Annotated in this window: 19 protein-coding genes and 1 pseudogene; 12 read left to right on the top strand and 8 right to left on the bottom strand. The window is 69.6% G+C overall.

The features are described from left to right. The first annotated feature begins 6 nt into the window (after positions 1-6). The 4 genes and pseudogenes from ACIRA5_RS04480 to ACIRA5_RS04495 all read left to right on the top strand — a co-directional run bounded on the left by ACIRA5_RS04480 (position 7) and on the right by ACIRA5_RS04495 (position 3,030). Positions 7-675, top strand: a complete 669-nt coding sequence (locus tag ACIRA5_RS04480; protein ID WP_403687130.1) for a potassium-transporting ATPase subunit C — start codon at positions 7-9, stop codon at positions 673-675. A 165-nt stretch (positions 676-840) separates the two neighbouring features. Continuing rightward, a complete protein-coding gene (locus ACIRA5_RS04485; protein ID WP_403687131.1) occupies positions 841-1,524 on the top strand; it encodes a response regulator in 684 nt (227 codons plus the stop codon). A gap of 55 nt (positions 1,525-1,579) precedes the next feature. After that, positions 1,580-2,199: pseudogene (locus ACIRA5_RS04490) on the top strand (histidine kinase); the annotation flags it as partial. 360 nt (positions 2,200-2,559) lie between these two features. Beyond that, positions 2,560-3,030 carry a hypothetical protein gene (locus ACIRA5_RS04495; protein ID WP_403687134.1) on the top strand — a complete coding sequence of 157 codons (471 nt, stop codon included), beginning with the start codon at positions 2,560-2,562 and terminating at the stop codon, positions 3,028-3,030. Positions 3,031-3,088: 58 nt separating this feature from the next. Here the strand turns inward: ACIRA5_RS04495 and ACIRA5_RS04500 are convergent, their stop codons facing one another. Further along, entirely contained in the window at positions 3,089-4,312 is a 1,224-nt protein-coding gene (locus tag ACIRA5_RS04500; protein WP_403687135.1) for a PucR family transcriptional regulator, read from the bottom strand. A 141-nt stretch (positions 4,313-4,453) separates the two neighbouring features. Between ACIRA5_RS04500 and ACIRA5_RS04505 the strand changes: the two genes are divergently transcribed. Continuing rightward, the gene (locus tag ACIRA5_RS04505) at positions 4,454-5,947 is read left to right on the top strand and encodes a flavin-containing monooxygenase (protein ID WP_403687137.1); all 1,494 of its coding nucleotides are present in this window, start codon (positions 4,454-4,456) and stop codon (positions 5,945-5,947) included. A 229-nt stretch (positions 5,948-6,176) separates the two neighbouring features. Here ACIRA5_RS04505 and ACIRA5_RS04510 read toward each other — a convergent pair whose 3' ends face one another. After that, on the bottom strand, positions 6,177-6,656 hold the full coding sequence (locus ACIRA5_RS04510) for a winged helix-turn-helix transcriptional regulator (RefSeq protein WP_403687138.1): 480 nt from the start codon (positions 6,654-6,656) through the stop codon (positions 6,177-6,179). A 90-nt stretch (positions 6,657-6,746) separates the two neighbouring features. Here ACIRA5_RS04510 and ACIRA5_RS04515 point away from each other — a divergent pair, with 90 nt between their 5' ends. The 3 genes from ACIRA5_RS04515 (at position 6,747) to lpdA (ending at position 9,375) form a co-directional block, all read left to right on the top strand. After that, positions 6,747-7,232, top strand: a complete 486-nt coding sequence (locus ACIRA5_RS04515; RefSeq protein WP_067377836.1) for a PaaI family thioesterase — start codon at positions 6,747-6,749, stop codon at positions 7,230-7,232. Between the two features lie 44 nt (positions 7,233-7,276). Further along, a complete protein-coding gene (locus ACIRA5_RS04520; RefSeq protein ID WP_403687140.1) occupies positions 7,277-7,900 on the top strand; it encodes an isochorismatase family cysteine hydrolase in 624 nt (207 codons plus the stop codon). A gap of 71 nt (positions 7,901-7,971) precedes the next feature. Next, a complete protein-coding gene (lpdA, locus tag ACIRA5_RS04525) occupies positions 7,972-9,375 on the top strand; it encodes a dihydrolipoyl dehydrogenase (protein WP_403687143.1) in 1,404 nt (467 codons plus the stop codon). 133 nt (positions 9,376-9,508) lie between these two features. On the opposite strand, the gene ACIRA5_RS04530 is transcribed toward lpdA, so the two are convergent. Beyond that, positions 9,509-10,525: a zinc-binding dehydrogenase gene (locus tag ACIRA5_RS04530; protein ID WP_403687144.1), complete on the bottom strand. Its 1,017-nt coding sequence runs from the start codon at positions 10,523-10,525 to the stop codon at positions 9,509-9,511. A gap of 95 nt (positions 10,526-10,620) precedes the next feature. Here ACIRA5_RS04530 and ACIRA5_RS04535 point away from each other — a divergent pair, with 95 nt between their 5' ends. Next, positions 10,621-11,100, top strand: a complete 480-nt coding sequence (locus ACIRA5_RS04535) for an HIT family protein (RefSeq protein ID WP_403687147.1) — start codon at positions 10,621-10,623, stop codon at positions 11,098-11,100. Here ACIRA5_RS04535 and ACIRA5_RS04540 read toward each other — a convergent pair. Next, on the bottom strand, positions 11,097-12,269 hold the full coding sequence (locus tag ACIRA5_RS04540) for an acyl-CoA dehydrogenase family protein (protein WP_403687149.1): 1,173 nt from the start codon (positions 12,267-12,269) through the stop codon (positions 11,097-11,099). The two genes, ACIRA5_RS04535 and ACIRA5_RS04540, sit on opposite strands and share 4 nt — an antisense overlap. Before the next feature lie 75 nt (positions 12,270-12,344). Here ACIRA5_RS04540 and ACIRA5_RS04545 point away from each other — a divergent pair, with 75 nt between their 5' ends. Next, on the top strand, positions 12,345-13,511 hold the full coding sequence (locus ACIRA5_RS04545; protein ID WP_403687151.1) for a CaiB/BaiF CoA transferase family protein: 1,167 nt from the start codon (positions 12,345-12,347) through the stop codon (positions 13,509-13,511). On the opposite strand, the gene ACIRA5_RS04550 is transcribed toward ACIRA5_RS04545, so the two are convergent. Together ACIRA5_RS04550 and ACIRA5_RS04555 are read right to left on the bottom strand one after the other, a co-directional pair. Further along, positions 13,486-14,058 (bottom strand): TetR/AcrR family transcriptional regulator, encoded by a 573-nt coding sequence (locus ACIRA5_RS04550; protein WP_403687153.1) that lies wholly within the window; start codon positions 14,056-14,058, stop codon positions 13,486-13,488. The genes ACIRA5_RS04545 and ACIRA5_RS04550 overlap by 26 nt on opposite strands. 43 nt (positions 14,059-14,101) lie before the next feature. Next, complete coding sequence (locus ACIRA5_RS04555) at positions 14,102-14,827, bottom strand: SDR family NAD(P)-dependent oxidoreductase (protein WP_403687155.1); 726 nt, start codon at positions 14,825-14,827, stop codon at positions 14,102-14,104. A 74-nt stretch (positions 14,828-14,901) separates the two neighbouring features. On the opposite strand from ACIRA5_RS04555, the gene ACIRA5_RS04560 reads away from it, so the two are divergent. Next, complete coding sequence (locus tag ACIRA5_RS04560) at positions 14,902-15,231, top strand: hypothetical protein (protein WP_403687156.1); 330 nt, start codon at positions 14,902-14,904, stop codon at positions 15,229-15,231. Beyond that, the gene (locus ACIRA5_RS04565) at positions 15,191-15,703 is read left to right on the top strand and encodes a DUF6417 family protein (RefSeq protein WP_403687158.1); all 513 of its coding nucleotides are present in this window, start codon (positions 15,191-15,193) and stop codon (positions 15,701-15,703) included. Before ACIRA5_RS04560 ends, ACIRA5_RS04565 begins: the two co-directional genes overlap by 41 nt. A 141-nt stretch (positions 15,704-15,844) precedes the next feature. Here ACIRA5_RS04565 and ACIRA5_RS04570 read toward each other — a convergent pair whose 3' ends face one another. Continuing rightward, positions 15,845-16,174, bottom strand: coding sequence for a hypothetical protein (locus ACIRA5_RS04570; RefSeq protein ID WP_403687159.1), 330 nt, complete (start codon positions 16,172-16,174; stop codon positions 15,845-15,847). A gap of 14 nt (positions 16,175-16,188) precedes the next feature. After that, on the bottom strand, positions 16,189-16,368 hold the full coding sequence (locus ACIRA5_RS04575; RefSeq protein ID WP_403687161.1) for a hypothetical protein: 180 nt from the start codon (positions 16,366-16,368) through the stop codon (positions 16,189-16,191). Positions 16,369-16,753 lie beyond the last annotated feature (385 nt).

Here is a 16,753-nt window from a genome sequence, read left to right on the forward strand (position 1 = left end):
TCGGCTATGAACAACTCGGTTACGAACACTGCCCGGTTGCTGTGGGCGGGCCTGCGCGCGCTCCTCGTGCTCACCGTGGTGACGGGCGTCCTGTACCCGCTCGCCATCACCGGGGTCGCCCAGGGCCTGTTCTCCGACAAGGCGAACGGCTCGGAGATCAAGGCGAACGGCAAGGTCGTCGGCTCCTCGCTGATCGGCCAGTCCTACAACCTGCCGCTGAAGAAGGGCCAGGAGACCCCGGATGCCGACCTGAAGTGGTTCCAGGGCCGCCCCGCGAACGGGCTGGGCGCCAACAGCGTCAACACCCGGTACAAGCTGATCCTGTCGGGCGCCACCAACCGTTCCGGTGACAACGCCGACCTGATCAAGTGGGTCAAGGACGCCAAGGCGGCCGTCATCAAGGACAACTCGGTGAACGGCTACACGGTCAAGCCGTCCGACGTGCCCGCCGACGCGGTCACCTCGTCCGGCTCGGGCCTGGACCCGGACATCTCCCCGAAGTACGCCGACATCCAGGTGCACCGGATCGCGGAGAAGAACGGCCTGTCCGTCGCCCGGGTGCAGAAGCTGGTCGACGAGCACACCGACGGCCGCACCCTCGGCTTCATGGGCGAGCCCCGCGTCAACGTGCTGGAGCTCAACATCGCGCTCAAGGGACTTGTGGCGAAGAGCTGATGGACTTAGGGCCTGTCCGGCGGATCATGCCGCAGACGCGGGGTCTGGCACGCCCATCTGCGGGAGTTGGCGGACGGGGAACAGACCCCGGTTCGTCAACTCCCGCGTTCACGAGGCCGGTTCCGCGGGTTCCGGCCCGCCGTACAACAGGAAAGGCACACACCGATGACCCGGGTACTGGTGGTGGAGGACGACCCTCAGCTCGTCCGGGCCCTCGTGATCAACCTGCAGGCCCGCAGGTACGGAGTGGACCCGGCCCCCGACGGCACCACCGCCCTGCGCATCGCCGCCGCCCGGCAGCCCGACGTGGTCCTGCTCGACCTCGGACTGCCCGACATGGACGGCACGGACGTCATCAGGGCCCTGCGCGGCTGGAGCCGCGTACCGATCCTCGTCCTGTCCGCCCGCCGGGCCTCCGACGAGAAGGTCGCGGCCCTGGACGCGGGCGCCGACGACTACATCACCAAGCCGTTCAGCATGGACGAACTCCTCGCCCGGCTGCGCGCCGCCGTCCGCCGCACGGACGACGTTCCGCTGGCCCCCGAGGCGACGCTCGTCATGACGGACGGCTTCACCATCGACCTGCTCGCCAAGAAGGCCACCCGCGCCGGACACGACGTACGCCTCACACCCACCGAGTGGCATCTGCTGGAGATCCTGATCACCAACCCCGGCCGGCTCATCACACAGAAGCACCTGCTGGCCGAGGTGTGGGGAGTCAACCAGAGCAACAAGACCAACTACCTGCGGGTCTACATGGCCCAGCTCCGCCGCAAACTGGAGGCGGACCCCGCCCACCCCCGCTATCTGATCACCGAGCCGGGCATGGGATACCGCTTCGAGAGCTGAAGCGTGCGTACGAAACCGACGAAGAGAAGAGAAGACGGCACGCGGCAAGCTTCGGATCTACCTCGGTGCGGCACCGGGCGTCGGCAAGACGTACGCGATGCTCTCCGAGGCGCACCGCCGGTCGAGCGGGGCACCGACTGCGTGGTGGCGTACGTGGAGCACCACCACCGGCCGCGCACCGAGGTGATGGTGCACGGCCTGGAGCAGGCGCCCCGCAAGGAGTTGGAGTACCGCGGCACCACGTTCGGCGAGATGGACATCGACGCGGTGCTGGCCCGCCGCCCCCACGTGGCCCTGGTCGACGAGCTGCCCCACACGAACATCCCCGGCTCCCGCAACGCCAAGCGCGGGCAGGACGTCGAGGAACTCCTCGCCGCCGGGATCGACGTGGTCTCGACCGTCAACATCCAGCACCTGGAGTCACTGGGCGGCATCGTCGAGTCCATCACCGGCATCCGGCAGCAGGAGACAGTCCCGGACGAGGTCGTACGCCGGGCCGACCAGATCGAACTGGTCGGCATGTCACCGCCCGCGCTGCGCCGCCGTATGGCGCACGGCAACATCTACAAGCCGGACAAGGCCGACGTGGCCCTGTCCCACTACTTCCGGCCCGGCAATCTGACCGCGCTGCGTGAGCTCGCCGTGCTGCGGGTGGCCGACCGGGTCGACGAGTACCCGACCGCTGCCCAATGACGGCTGACTGACCCTCAACTACCGCTGTACGCACCCGAGTTCAACCCTGCCCGGGATGTGTGGTTCAACCCCGTCCAGGATGTGTGGTTGCCGGCGTCCCTGCCCGTGAACCCGCCCGCGGTCGTCGCGCTGCTCGATGGCGCCGGCGCGGTCCGGCGGCAGAACGTCGCAGCCATGGTGGTCTGCCGCACCCGCCAGGATCTCCCCAGCGGAACACGACCGAGCTCGGACCAGCAGTCACGCATCCCTCCGCCCGGATGCGACGGGTGAGGCGGAGGCGCATGGTGGTTTTGGCGGCATATCTCGCTGGAGGTAAGGGTGATGAGGCATCCGCTCACTACTATGACTACTGCCGCAGTCCTACTGGTCTCCATCGCTTCTGCGGGAGGCGTGGGGACCGCGGCCGAGGCACAGACGGCCCGGGCCTCTGCTCCGGCGACACTGTGCACGTACCGTGACGCATTCCCGCCCGCCGGCGGCACCAACATCGGAGGTGCCCCGACTCGGTACCGGCATACGGGCAGCCCGTACGTCGGCGCCCGCTTCGACGGCTGCACCAACACGCTCAAGCTGTACTACGGCGGCTTTTCCAGCCCCCGTTACGCCTACTACGACGTCCGCTACACCTATCCGTCACAGCTCGGCTGGTTCAGCTGGCAGATGCAGATGGGGCCGAACAGGGTCGCGACGCTCCGCGCGCCCGCTCACGGCGACTGGAACTTCAAGGTGCGGGCCTGCGCCAGAACGATCGACGGCCCGGGTCCCGGCACCTGCACGGCGTGGTCGCCGCAACTCTTCCTGCACGCCGTCTGAACGCACCGGAGCGGGGTGACGTCGTCCTCCGGCTGGCCACAATCCCGGCCCATGGTCCTCAGTCGCTGCCACGCCACTGGAGCAGATCGAGGGCGACGGCCACCTTGACGGTGTTGTCCTCGAGTGGCTTCGGGAGCAGTTGGTCGGCTCGGTCGAGCTGCCGGAGCAGGGTGTTGCGGTGGGTGTAGAGCCGGCCGGCGGCGCGGGTCGTGTTGCACTGGGCCTGGACGTACGTGAGGACGGCGTGCCTCAGTTCCGGGCTCGCCGTGGCGAGGTCGCCGAGGGTGGCCTTGACGAAGTCGTCGGCCTGTTCGACGTCCTGGCTGATCAGGCTGCTGAGCTGGACGTCGTCGAAACCGGCGACACGACGCGGTGAACGGAGCCTGGCGAGCATGCGCTGGGTGGTCAGCGCGGCGAGGTGGCTGCGCCGGAAGCCTTCTCTGCCCCCGGCGGGCGGGCCCACGGCGATCCGGACGCCCGGCAGCGGGTCGAGGAGCCGGCTCAGCAGGCCGGTGTCGGGTGCGGCGGGTCCGGGCAGCCACACCCACGAAGTGGCAGCGCCGACGATCACGGTGAGCGGTTGCTGCACTCCGGCCGTCTGCGCCAGAGCCTCGGTCGCACGCTCGAGGTGGCCCGGTTCGGGGGACGGTTCCTCGCTCCACACGACGGCGGCGGTGTGTGTCCGGTCGAGGGCGTAGCCCAGGCGTGCTTCCGCCCGTTGCCGGCTGATGGGTGCCCCCTCGACGAGCAGGGTGACGACCTCGCGACGTTCGGCGTGGGTGCCGTGGGTCAGCTCTTCGCGCTCGGCGGCCATGCGTGCGGCGATGTCGACGATCGTGGCGTCGAGGAAGCCCGAGACGGAGCGCGCCGACACATCGAGCAGCTCGCGCAGTTCGTCGGGGTCGGAGGTCAGGGTGAAGGCGGTCTGCATCCAGCGCCGCCAGGCCGCGTTCTGTCCGACGCGGTAGGAGTCGAGGGCCGATTCGTCGAGCCCCCGGCGCACCAGGTCGCGGGCGTGGCTGAGACTGTCCGGGCCGGTGTACGCGGGTACCGGCGCGCCGGGGTCGCGCACGGTCTCCGACGCCCAGAACGCCAGGTGGGCGCGGTTGATGCGCCGTGTGGCGGCGCGCAGGGCGGGGTCCTGCGCGATGGCTCGCATGGTCGCCGCCGCCAAGGTCGCCTCGTCGATCTCGTCGAGCCACTCCTGCAGACTGTTGAGTGCGATCGCCGCACCCTGCCGAAGCAAGTCGCTTGTACGTTCGGAAGGGCGCTGCCAGGTCATGTCCGCACGTTAGCCCGCAGTGGTGCAAAATGCACTGGTCTTTTCCGATGGAGGTGCGAACTGCCACACCGTACTGGCCGGTATGCGAGGTCATCATCGAGGCACCACCCAGCGAACGCCTCATCAACGGAGTTCCCGCCCATGACCCGTCAGAGCGAGCACATCGACGTGCTGATCATCGGCGCCGGCATTTCCGGCATCGGCGCTGCCCACTACCTGCAGACCGAGCGGCCGGGCAGCAGCTACGCGATCCTGGAGGCCCGTGGTGTCTCCGGCGGCACGTGGGCGCTGTTCCGCTATCCGGGCATCCGGTCGGACTCCGACCTGCACACCTTCGGCTACGCCTTCAAGCCGTGGCGCAACGACAAGTCGATCGCCACCGCCGATCTGATCCTCGACTATCTGCGGGAGACGGCGGGGGAGAGCGGCATCGAACAGCACATCCGCTACCACCACAGGGTGCGCGGCGCGGCCTGGTCCACCGCCGAGGCCCGCTGGACGGTGGAGATCGAGCGCGCCGACACCGGTGAGACGCTGTCGATGACCGCGAACTGGCTGTTCTGCGCCGGTGGTTACTACCGCTACGACGAAGGGTTCACCCCCCGGTTCGAGGGCCGGGAGCGGTTCGCCGGGCCGATCGTGCACCCGCAGCACTGGCCGGAGGACCTGGACTGCGCGGGCAAGAAGGTCGTGGTGATCGGCAGCGGTGCGACGGCCGTCACGCTGATCCCGGCGCTGGCGGACACGGCAGGCCATGTCACCATGCTCCAGCGTTCGCCCACCTACATCCTTCCGGTCGCGTCCGAGGACGTGATCGCGAACACGCTGCGCAAGGTGTTGCCCGCCGGCCTGGCCTACCGGCTCACCCGGCGCAAGAACATCGCCATGCAGCGCTTCGTCTGGCAGACCTCGCAACGCCACCCACGGGTCGTGCGACGTCTCATCCGCGCCGTGAACATCAGGCAACTGCCGGCCGGTTATCCCGTGGACGAGCACTTCAACCCGTCCTACGACCCCTGGGACCAGCGGCTGTGCGCGGTCCCCGACGCGGACCTGTTCAAGGCGCTCAAGAAGGGCACGGCCTCGGTCGTCACCGACCGGATCGCGACGTTCACCGAGACCGGCGTCCGGCTCGAGTCCGGTCGTGAGCTCGACGCCGACATCATCGTCACCGCCACCGGGTTGAACGTGCAGCTGTTCGGCGGGATGGCGCTCTCGGTGGACGGCGAACCCGTCGACTTCGCCGACAAGGTGGCCTTCAAGGGCATGATGCTGAGCGGCGTTCCGAACTTCGCCTTCGCGATCGGCTACACGAACTCCTCGTGGACGCTCAAGGTGGGCCTGCTGTGCGAGCACTTCACCCGGCTGCTCGGACACATGGACGCCACCGGCACGGACATCTGCTGCCCCGAGCTCCCCGACCCGGCCATGCCGACCCGTCCGCTGCTCGACTTCGGTGCCGGCTACGTCAAGCGGTCCCTCCACATGATGCCGCGTCAAGGACTCGCCTATCCCTGGCTCATGTCGATGAACTACCACTCCGACGTCAAACTGCTGCGCGGCGGCCCCGTCGAGGACGACAACCTGCGCTTCACCTCCGTCGCACGCCAGGCGAAGGCCCAGACGTCGGCCTGAGCGATGGCTGCTTCGCTTCCCTCGGACGCGACATCACCCCGTACCACCGGACGCACGGCGACGACCGACGGCCGCGTCGGCCGGAGCTTCTTCGGCAGACGCGTACGGCCTGGGAGACCCGGCTCAGGACACCACCGGATCGCTCGACCATCTCGGTGTGGCGGTCGCCGTCGTGGCCGGCGCGGACCCGGCCGCCGGGGCCGGTCCCGTACGCGCGCTGCCCACCGGTCTATCGAGCGGTGAGGTCCAAGGGCTTCGCCGACGGGCCGGGGCGGGTGCGTGCCTGAGGCGGGACGAGGGTGCCGTGTCCCGCGGAGCAGACGACCACGGTCTCGACCGGCGCGCCGCAGCCGGCGTGCGTGACCTCCAGGGGCGGGCCCTCGGGATCCGCCGCGTGGCGGTCTCCCCACTGCTTGAGGGCGATCATCGCCGGCCACAGCTCCCAGCCCTTGCGGGTGAGCCGGTACTCGTGGCGGGTGCGGCTGCCGGGCTCGTTGTAGGGGACGGTGTCCAGGATCCCGGCCGCGACGAGCTTCCGCAGCCGGTCGGCGAGCACGCTCTCGGACAGTCCGACGTGCCGGCGGAAGTCGTCGAAGCGCCGTACGCCGTTCATGGCGTCCCGCAGGACCAGCAGCGACCACTTCTCGCCCACCAGGTCGAGCGTCCGCTGGACCGTACAGTTCTCGGTGCTTGTCTCCAGCCACGTCATGCGGCCCATCGTAGGCTGGCTTCGACGTTGACATCCAGACCTCGTGCTGGCTAGCTTCGAATTTCACATCCAGATCATCGAGGGAGCGACATGGGCAGGTCACGCACGTACGACTGGGAGGACCCCGCCGTCTCCGCCGCCGCCGTCGGGCAGTACAGCGGTCTCGACTTCCTCCGCGAGGTGCAGGCCGGGCGGCTCCCCGCCGCGCCGATCGCGGCGACCCTCGGGATGACGTTCGAAGAGGTCGAGCACGGCCGGGTCGTCTTCGCCCTCGTCCCGGGCGAGGAGCACTACAACCCGATCGGAAGCGTCCACGGCGGTGTGTACGCCACCCTGCTCGATTCGGCGGCGGGCTGCGCGGTGCAGTCGGTCCTGCCGCAGGGGATGGGGTATACCTCACTCGATCTGAATGTGAAGTTCCTGCGCCCGGTCACCGTGGACACCGGCAAGGTCCGTGCCGTGGGCACCGTCCTCAACAGCGGACGTCGCACCGCCCTCGCGCAGGCCGAGCTCTTCGATTCCGGGAACCGGCTGCTGGCGCACACCACCAGCAGCTGTCTGCTGTTCCCCGTCTGAGCGACCGCCCGCACAGGAGCGCGACGTACGGAAAGCAGGCAGCCATGACGGTGTACGACTACGACCGGCGCCGGACGGGGGTTCTGCTGGTCGATCCGCTGAACGATTTCCTCGCCGACGAGGGCAAGCTCTGGCCGCGTATCGCGGAGGTCGCGCGGGAAGTCGACCTGCGGGCCCATCTGTCCGAACTGGTGTCCACCGCTCGTGACGTCGACGTGCCGGTGTTCTATGTTCCGCATCACCGCTGGACACCGGGGTTGTACGAGTCCTGGTCCCACCCGAACCCCTCACAACGCGCCGTGGACAAGCATCAGCTCTTCGCCCAGGACGCGTTCGGCGGGGACTGGTACCCGCCCCTGCGGCCCGAGCCCTCGGACACGGTGGTCGCACAGCACTGGGCCCAGAGCGGGTTCGCCAACACCGACCTGGAGATGCGCCTGCGTCAGCGTGGCGTGGATCACGTGATCGTCGTCGGACTGCTCGCGAACACCTGCATCGAGACCACGGCCAAGTACGCGATGGAACTCGGATTCCATGTGTCGCTGGTGACCGACGCCACCGCGGCGTACTCGAGCGAACTCATGAGGGCCGCCCATGAATTGAACGGTCCGACCTACGCGCATGTCATCACGGACACGAAAAGCGCCGTAGCGGCACTGACGACATAAGGTCACAGGGTCAGATGGTGCAGAGGATGTTGGACCGGCTGTGAGCCGGGCTTCACCGGAAGGATCCACTCATGGACGAGCGCTTCGACGTGGTCGTACTCGGAGCAGGACCGGGCGGCTATGTCGCCGCCATCCGTGCCGCGCAACTCGGCAAGCGGGTCGCGGTCGTCGAGGAGCGGTACTGGGGTGGTGTCTGTCTGAACGTCGGCTGCATCCCCACGAAGGCGCTGCTGCGCAATGCCGAGCTGGCGCACATCTTCACGCGGGAGGCGAAGACCTTCGGCATCAAGGTCGACGGCGAGGTCTCCTTCGATTACGGCGAGGCGTTCCGGCGCAGCCGCCGGGTCGCGGACGGCCGTGTCAAGGGCGTCCACTTCCTGATGAAGAAGAACGCGATCACCGAGATCGACGGCCGCGGCACCTTCCTCGACGCCCACACGCTCCAGGTCGCCCTCGCCGACGGCACCACGAAGACGGTCGGATTCGACGACTGCGTCATCGCCACCGGCGCCACCCCCAAGTTGCTGCCCGGTACCCGGCGCAGCGACCGTGTCGTCACCTACGAGGAGCAGATCCTCGCCGAGGACCTGCCGCGCTCCATCGTGATCGCGGGCGCCGGGGCCATCGGCATCGAGTTCGCGTACGTCCTGCACAACTACGGCGTGAAGGTCACGGTCGTCGAGTTCCTGGACCGGGTCGCCCCGCTGGAGGACGCGGACGTCTCCGCCGAACTCGCCAAGCAGTACCGCAAGCTGGGCATCGACGTGCTCACCTCGACGCGTGTCGAGTCGATCGACGAGTCGGGCCCGCAGGTGCGGGTGACGGTCACCGGCAAGGACGGTGCGCAGAAGGTGCTGGAGGCCGACAAGGTCCTCCAGGCGATCGGCTTCGCGCCGAACGTCACCGGGTACGGCCTGGAGGCCACGGGTGTACGGGTCACCGAGCGCGGCGCGATCGACGTCGACGGCCGCTGCCGTACGTCCGTGCCGCACATCTACGCGATCGGGGATGTGACCGCGAAGCTGATGCTCGCGCACAACGCCGAGTCCATGGGGATCATCGCGGCCGAGACGATCGCGGACGCGGAGACCATGGAGCTGGACTATGTGATGATCCCGCGTGCCACGTACTGCCAGCCGCAGATCGCCAGTTTCGGCTACACCGAGGCACAGGCGAAGGAGCGGGGCTACGACGTCAAGGTCGCCAAGTTCCCCTTCACGGCCAACGGCAAGTCGCACGGCCTGGGTGACACGGTCGGCTTCGTGAAGCTGATCAGCGACGCCAAGTACGGCGAGCTCCTGGGTGGCCATCTGATCGGCCCGGATGTGACGGAGCTGCTCCCGGAGCTGACACTGGCGCAGCAGTGGGACCTGACCGTGCACGAGGTCGCCCGCAATGTCCACGCCCACCCGACCTTGGGTGAAGCGGTGAAGGAGGCCGTGCACGGCCTGGCCGGACACATGATCAACTTCTGATTCCGTACGGGGCGCCGGAGCACCGGCTGCGCGAGGATGTCGCCCACCCCGCGGTGACTTCCACCGCGGGGGTCCTCGGGCTCCTGCGCACCCCGCGGCCTCGCTCCGCCTCTGCGCGACGCGAACGGCATCCTCAGGGGCGCAGCACCAGGCGGATCGGATCGCCCTTCTTGTGCTCCAGCCGTTCGACGGCTTCGGCCGCCCGCTCCAGGGGCAGTACGTCCGAGATGGAGCGGGAGAAGTCCAGCCGCCCGTTCTCGGTGAGGTGGATGAGCTGCGCCACCGCGTTCGCGCCGGAGCCGTAGTGGCCCAGGAGCCGTAGCTCGCGGGTACTGAAGGTGGTGCTGTCCGCGATGGTGACCGGCTTTCCGCTCAGGCCGACGAGGACCAGCTTGCCGCCGTCGGCCAGCACGGACAGGGCCTGTTCGCGCACCGGGGTGACGCCGGCGAAGTCGAAGGCGGCCTCGATGCCGGCCCCGCGGGTGGCGGCGGCGACCTTGTCCGCCAGAGCAGGGTCGGCCGGATCGAGGGCGAGGTCCGCTCCGAAGGCGAGGGCGCGGTCGCGGGCGGCGGGGGAGGGGTCGACGGCGATGACGGGGCAGGCGCCCACCATGCGCAGCAGTTGCACCCCGTGCGCGCCCAGACCGCCGATGCCCCACACCCCGACCGCCTGGCCGGGGCGGATGCCGGCGGTGTCGGTGATGGCGCCCCACGGGGTGGAGACCGCGTCGGGGATGACCGCTCCCTGCTCGAAGGGGATCGAGTCCGGGAGCGGGACCAGGGTGTCCGTCCGGGCGAGTGCGAACTCGGCCCAGCCTCCGTCGTAGTCGACACCACGGGTCCAGCCCCGCCCGTCGCGGTACTCGCCGGCCTGTAGGACGACGCGGTCGCCGACCGCCCAGCCGTCCGCGTCCGGACCCGGCTCGGCGACGGTGCCGGCCACCTCGTGGCCCAGGGTCACCGTGTCGCCCCGCAACAGCGCTGGTGTGCCGCCGAGTTCCCCGGAGATCAGGTGGACGTCGGACAGACACACCCCGGCCGCTTCCACCTTGACCAGGACCTCTCCCGCACCGGGGGTGGGCCGTTCGACCTCCTCGACCCGCAGCTCGTGGGTCGGGAAGTGCAGACGAACTGCGCGCATGACAGCCATGGCGGCTTCCTCTCCGTACGTGATCCGTGCCGTGATCCGTACCGTGAAGTGTCGCCGTTGATGCCGCGGTTGAGGTCCGTTCTACGATCCCGGGCATGACGACTCCCCCCTGCTACGCATGCGACAAGGAAGCGCGGTTCGACGAACTTCCGCCACGCGAACGCATCGCGTTCGACCCGTACTGGCGGGTGGCTCACAGCTTCAACACCGCGGTGCCCGGCTGGCTGGTGCTGCTGCCGCGACGGCACGTCACGGCCGTCCATGACCTCACCGACGCCGAGGCGGGGGCCCTTGGGGTCTGGCAGGTCGGGCTCTCCAGGGCGCTGCGCGGGGTGACCGGTTGCCTCAAGACCTACGTCGTCCAGTTCGCCGAGTCCGAGGGCTTCGCGCACGTGCACTTCCACATCGTGCCGCGCAGGGCGGATCTGCCCGTCGCACACCGTGGGCCGGGCATCTTCGGGCTCCTGGACCGCCCGGAGCCGGAGCGGGTGACAGCGGAAGGCGCGGACCGTATGACCCGCGCCCTGCGGGCCCGGCTTCACGGGCTCCCGCACTCCCAGGTCCGCAGACCCTAGTTCTGAACCCTGAGGGTGCCCCGGTCGCTCTCCCGAAGTGCGCGACCGATGATCAGGCGCTGGATCTGGTTGGTGCCCTCGAAGATCTGCATGACCTTGGCCTCCCGCATATAACGCTCGACCGGGAAGTCGCGGGTGTAGCCGGCGCCGCCGAGGACCTGGACGGCGTCCGTGGTGACCTTCATGGCGTTGTCCGTGGCGATCAGCTTGGCGATGGACGCCTCGCAGGCGAACGGGAGCCCCTGGTCCTTGAGCCGGGCGGCGGCGAGTGTGGTGGCCCGGGAGGCCTGGACCGCCGCGGCCATGTCCGCGAGGACGAACGCCAGGCCCTGGTGCTCGATGATCGGGCGGCCGAAGGTCTCCCGTTCGCGCGAGTAGCGCAGCGCGTGGTCCAGCGCTCCCTGGGCCAGGCCCGTGGCCACGGCCGCGATGCCCAGTCGTCCGCAGTCCAGCCCCGCGAAGGCGATCTTGAGTCCCTGGCCCTCCTCACCGATCCGGCGATCCGCCGGGACGCGCACGTCCTCCAGGCGGATGGTCGCGGTGGCCGACCCGGTCAGACCCATCTTGTGCTCGGGCGGATCGGCTATCAGGCCGGGGGTGTCGGCCGGGACGAGGAAGCAGGAGATCGCGCCCGAGCCCGCGTCGGACGTACGCGCCATGATCGTGTAGAAGTCCGCGTGCCCACCGTGCGTGGTCCACGCCTTCGCGCCGTTCAGGACGTAGTCGTCGCCGTCCCTGACAGCCCGCGTACGCATCGCGGCGGGGTCGGAACCGGCGTGGGCCTCGGACAGGCAGTAGGCGCCGAGCAGCTCGCCGCTGAGCAGGTCGGGCAGCCACTCCTTGCGCTGCTCCTCGGTGCCGAAGGCGGCGAGGGCGAAGCAGGACAACGCGTGCACCGAGATGCCGACCCCGACGCTGGCCCACACGGCGGCGATCTCCTCGAGGACCTGGAGGTAGACCTCGTAGGGCTGGTCCCCGCCGCCGTACTCCTCGGCGTAGGGCAGGCTCAGCAGGCCCGCCCGGCCGAGCGTGCGGAAGACCTCGCGGGGGAACTTCTCCTCGGCCTCCGCCTCGGCGACGCGGGGCGCGAGCTCCTTCTCGGCGAGCTCACGGGTCAGGCCGATCAGGTCGACTGCTTCCGGGGCGGGAAGCGTGCGGGTAGCTGGCATGGGATTTCCTCGGTCGCTCGGAAATTAATGATACGGCGAGCGATACAACAGTATCGTTTTTGGTACCGTGATGCCATGCAGTCCAGCGATGGATCCGCCGGTCCCCTCGTCGGCCTACGCGTCCTCGAACTCGCGGGACTCGGGCCGGCTCCGCACGCGGCCATGGTGCTGGCCGATCTCGGCGCCGACGTGGTGCGCGTCGAGCGGCCCTCGGGCCGAGCGCTGCGACTCGGCCCGGAGGAGGCGAACGACATCGTGCGGCGCGGCCGCCGGTCGGTCTTCGCCGACCTCAAGGAGTCCGAGGGACGTGCGCTGGTGAGGGCGCTCGCCTCCCGTGCTGATGTGCTGGTCGAGGGCCTCCGGCCGGGCGTCGCCGAGCGCCTCGGCGTCGGCCCCGAGGACTGCGGCAGGGACAATCCGGGGCTCGTCTACGCACGCGTCACCGGCTGGGGCCAGGACGGCCCACTCGCCCAGGATCCCGGGCACGACCTGAACTACATCGGTCTCACCGGACTGCTCCACGCGATGGGCCGTGCCGGTGATCCGCCGCCCCCGCCGCTCAATCTGGTCGGAGATTTCGGGGGCGGGTCCATGCTCCTGGTCATCGGTGTCCTGGCCGCGCTCTGGGAGCGCACACGCTCCGGAGCCGGACAGGTCGTGGACTCCGCCATGGTCGACGGGACCGCCCTGCTCGGTCAGATGACGTACGCGCTGCGCGGCATGGGCCAGTGGTCGGACGAACGGAGCGCCAACCTCCTCGACGGGGCCGCCCCCTTCTACGACACCTACGAGTGCGGCGACGGCAAGTACGTGGCCGTCGCCGCACTCGAACCGCAGTTCTTCGCGGCGCTGCTGGAGGGACTGGGGATCGCCGGGGCCCATCTGTCCGCCCAGGGCGACCGTGGCGGCTGGCCCGCGCTGCGTGCCCGGTTCGCGCGGCGGTTCGCCTCCCGTACGCGCGACGAGTGGGCCGCGCACTTCGCCGGCACGGACGCGTGCGTCACCCCCGTGCTGACGTTCGAGGAGGCGGGAGCGCATCCGCACGTGGTGGCCCGCAGCACCCTCATCGAGGTCGACGGCATCCTCCAGGCCGCCCCCGCCCCGCGCTTCTCGCGCACGCCCAACCGGCGGCCCTCGGCTCCGGGCGAGCCGGGGGCGGACACCGAGTCGGTGCTGCGGGACTGGGGTGTCGGCTCCCCGGCCGCCACCCCCGCGCTCAGGGGGAGACCGCGTGCACGATGAGCGACGCCAACTCGGCGTACGCCTCCGCGTCGGTCAGCCCCGTGCGCGCGGACACCTCGCCGCGCTGGATCTCCTGCATGGTGGCGGCGACGACCTCGCCAACGAAGGCCGCGTGGACGTCACGGAACGCGCCGGCGGCGACGCCGTCCGCGATCAGGTGTCGGATCCGGCCCGCGGCCAGGCGGGTGTTGGCCTCGTACACCTCGCGGGCCGGTTCGAATCCGGCCATGTCGTCGAGGAATCGCCGGGACAGCGGCCTCAACTGCTGGGCGACCGCGTTCAGGTAGACCACCACGCGCTCCGCGGGCGCGGAGGTGTCCGCCACCTGCTTCTCGATGGCCTCGGCCGCGCTCCGGAAGTAGTGCTTCACGGCCTCGCGGACCAACTCCTGCTTGCTGCCCGCCAGTTGGTACAAGGTCGTCTTCGAGCAGCGCAGCCGCTCGGTCAGCTCGTCGAGCGTGAACGAGGCGAAACCTTCCGCCGCCAGCAGGGCGACCAGCCTTTCGAGCAGGTCGGTCTGGCGCGCTGTGCGACGTGTGGACGGCATGACCTCAGCGTAACCGTTCACCTTTACTCGGCAGGAGGTGCTGTCAGCGGGCGGTCCAGCCGCCGTCGACGACGACCGTCTGCCCGGTGACGTAGCTTCCGGCGTCGCCGACGAGCCACAGGACCGCGCCGACGATGTCGTCGGCGGTCCCCTCCTTGGGCAGCGGGGTGTTGCGGCGCAGGTACTCGGCGGCGCGCTCACCCTCGTAGAGCGGGCCGGTGATCTCGCTGCGGAAGAAGCCGGGGGAGACCGTGTTCACCCGGATCGAATGCCGCGCCCACTGCACCGCGAGTTCGGCGCTCAGGCCGGACAGGCCGGCCTTGCTCGCCGCGTACGAGGCCTGCGGGATGCCGGGGATGCCGACCCGGCCGCTGATGGACGAGACGTTGACGATCGCGCCCCGGCCCAGGGCACGCATGTGGGGGAAGACGGCCTGCGCGAGCAGCAACGGGGCCAGCAGGTTGAGGTCCACCGTCCGGCGGATGGCGTCGAGCGGCTCGGATTCGGCGCGCTCGGTCGTGAACATGTTCCCGGCGGCGTCGACGAGGATCTCCGGCGGTCCCAGTTTCTCGACGACCGTGGGCACCACGGAGCCGATCCGGTCGAGGTCGGACAGGTCGCAGGGGACGGCGAGGCCGTCGATCGCCTGGGCGAGCTCGGCCAGCCGGTCGTGACGGCGGGCCACCACGGCGACCCGGGCGCCGAGCGAGGCGAGTGCGTGCGCCACCGCCGCTCCCAGCCCCGACGAGGCACCGGTCACGACCGCCACCCGTCCAGGTTCCGGCGAAGGCAGGTCCCACCGGCTTCCCCGGGGCCACGGGCGAGGTCGACACGGGCGTGTGCGTGCGCCGCTCCGTTACGGTCACGGCGACCAGGGCGATCGGGATCGATGGCACGCAGGTGACGTACGGGCCGCAGGGTGACACCACGACGACCGCGGGGCCGGGGTTCCCCCTGCAGGGCGTGCCCAAGTGGTCGCTGATCGGGCGGATCGGGAACGGGCCGTGGCAGTACATCGGGGTGGGACCGACGACGCTGGTGAGTCGCGGTGAGCTGTACCTCGCGGTGAACGACGACTTCCTCTCCGACAACAGCGGATCCTTCATGGCGAACATCTCGCTCTGCGGCTGCGGTGACCATTTCTGGTCGGCGATGGACGCGCTGGCCCGATGACGGCCTTTCACAGGGCGGGATCCGGCTGACCCTCTACGGCCACGACACCCTCGCCTACGGCCAGTCCCGTCCCCGGGCCGAACCCTCTGTCAGCAATGCAGACCCGGACCGGCAGCTGGTGGAGCTGATTCCGTCGCAGATGGCGGCGCTGCGGGTGTTTGTCGGCCTCACCGGCCGGCTCCTGGTGGCGCGCGCTGATGGGCTGGCTGAGCAGGTCAGGGCGGCCTCGTGCGACCACGGGATCAAGCGGTGGCGGCTGTATCTGACGCCAGAGCAGATGAAGTCCGTGGCGTATGGGTTGTGGCTGCACCGGATGACGGGCTCGGCCGCGGAGGCCAACCGCTTCGGCCGCGAGTACGGCGTCGTGCACAGCCCGTCCGGGGCGGGGGGCGAGGGATCTCCGGCTGGCGACGGCCTGCCGTTGGCAGCCGGAGCAACTGCGCGCGGTGCGGGGGTCAGCGGGCGAGGGTGACGGTGATGGGCGCGGCCTCCTGGACCCTGGCTGCTCGCGCTGCGCTCCTGGGAGAGAACTGCAGGGCCCCTGTGCCGCATGGGCGCAGATGGTCCCCCTCTGGATCCCATCACGCGGCGCGGCCTACGGCCTCACTGGAGGTCAGCCGATGCCGGTGACCTGAAGTGCGGTGGTCCAGTTGTTTTTGATGGCGCTGCGGGCGGCGGACAGGGTGATGGTGCCGTTGCAGACGGCGTTCTTCAGTTTCGTCTCGGTGCCGTCCTTGGTGTAGGCGGTCTTCGTGCCGTAGTGCGGCTCGGGCCACAGGTTGCCGGGGTCGCGGGGTGCACCGCTGAGTTCCAGCGGCACGAGGTGGTCCTCCTCGTAGTCCGACATGGTGGTGTCGGAGTACCCGTAGTCGATGATGCCCTGCGCCGTGAGAGGGTTGGTGTAGGACGTGGGGGGCCGGACGGTGGCGGTCCAGCCGGACACGCAGATGGTGCTGCCTATGTTCGACTGGGTGACGTTGGGGTGTAGGAGCCGGGTGTGCAGGAGGAGTCGGGCAGCGGTAGGTAGGACCGGGAACAGGTGGAGGCGTGCGCGGTACCGGTCGCAGCGATGATGAGGCCGGCGGCGGCCATGCCGAGGGCGGTGGTGGTGGCGGTGACGTGGTGCAGAGGTCGCATGTGGCGGTCTCCCGTTTTTAGCCCGGAGGCGAGGTGCCGGGCGGCTGACGGAATGACAGCACCGGCAGGGTCTATGCGGGTAGACGCAGGCGGTGAACATCTGGTGACCTGCACCTTCTCCATACCAGGGCAGGGGCGAGCCTTGCCCAAAGCCGCAGTTTCGCTTGGGACTTGAGCCGAAGAACGTGGCCGCGGCGAAAGTCTCAAAAGCCTTGGGCACCTCCCCGGCACCCTGCCGCTGACCCGCTGACCCGCTGACCCGCTGACCCGCTGACCCGCTGACCCGCTGACCCTGCCCTTGTCGAATACCTCATCCATGTTGGTCAGGACGCGTGGGCGTACTTGTGCAGGGTGCCGCCGAGTCGTGAGTGTCGTCGTAGGTCAA

It is taken from the genome of Streptomyces sp. NPDC096311 (assembly GCF_044763085.1).
In the GTDB taxonomy this organism is placed as follows: Bacteria; Actinomycetota; Actinomycetes; order Streptomycetales; family Streptomycetaceae; genus Streptomyces.

Coding starts and splice junctions, on each gene's coding strand:
- ACIRA5_RS04480 (WP_403687130.1), top strand. CDS start 7: ATGAACAACTCGGTTACGAACACTGCCCGGTTGCTGTGGGCGGGCCTG.
- ACIRA5_RS04485 (WP_403687131.1), top strand. CDS start 841: ATGACCCGGGTACTGGTGGTGGAGGACGACCCTCAGCTCGTCCGGGCC.
- ACIRA5_RS04495 (WP_403687134.1), top strand. CDS start 2,560: ATGACTACTGCCGCAGTCCTACTGGTCTCCATCGCTTCTGCGGGAGGC.
- ACIRA5_RS04500 (WP_403687135.1), bottom strand. CDS start 4,312: ATGACCTGGCAGCGCCCTTCCGAACGTACAAGCGACTTGCTTCGGCAG.
- ACIRA5_RS04505 (WP_403687137.1), top strand. CDS start 4,454: ATGACCCGTCAGAGCGAGCACATCGACGTGCTGATCATCGGCGCCGGC.
- ACIRA5_RS04510 (WP_403687138.1), bottom strand. CDS start 6,656: ATGACGTGGCTGGAGACAAGCACCGAGAACTGTACGGTCCAGCGGACG.
- ACIRA5_RS04515 (WP_067377836.1), top strand. CDS start 6,747: ATGGGCAGGTCACGCACGTACGACTGGGAGGACCCCGCCGTCTCCGCC.
- ACIRA5_RS04520 (WP_403687140.1), top strand. CDS start 7,277: ATGACGGTGTACGACTACGACCGGCGCCGGACGGGGGTTCTGCTGGTC.
- lpdA (WP_403687143.1), top strand. CDS start 7,972: ATGGACGAGCGCTTCGACGTGGTCGTACTCGGAGCAGGACCGGGCGGC.
- ACIRA5_RS04530 (WP_403687144.1), bottom strand. CDS start 10,525: ATGGCTGTCATGCGCGCAGTTCGTCTGCACTTCCCGACCCACGAGCTG.
- ACIRA5_RS04535 (WP_403687147.1), top strand. CDS start 10,621: ATGACGACTCCCCCCTGCTACGCATGCGACAAGGAAGCGCGGTTCGAC.
- ACIRA5_RS04540 (WP_403687149.1), bottom strand. CDS start 12,269: ATGCCAGCTACCCGCACGCTTCCCGCCCCGGAAGCAGTCGACCTGATC.
- ACIRA5_RS04545 (WP_403687151.1), top strand. CDS start 12,345: ATGCAGTCCAGCGATGGATCCGCCGGTCCCCTCGTCGGCCTACGCGTC.
- ACIRA5_RS04550 (WP_403687153.1), bottom strand. CDS start 14,058: ATGCCGTCCACACGTCGCACAGCGCGCCAGACCGACCTGCTCGAAAGG.
- ACIRA5_RS04575 (WP_403687161.1), bottom strand. CDS start 16,368: ATGCGACCTCTGCACCACGTCACCGCCACCACCACCGCCCTCGGCATG.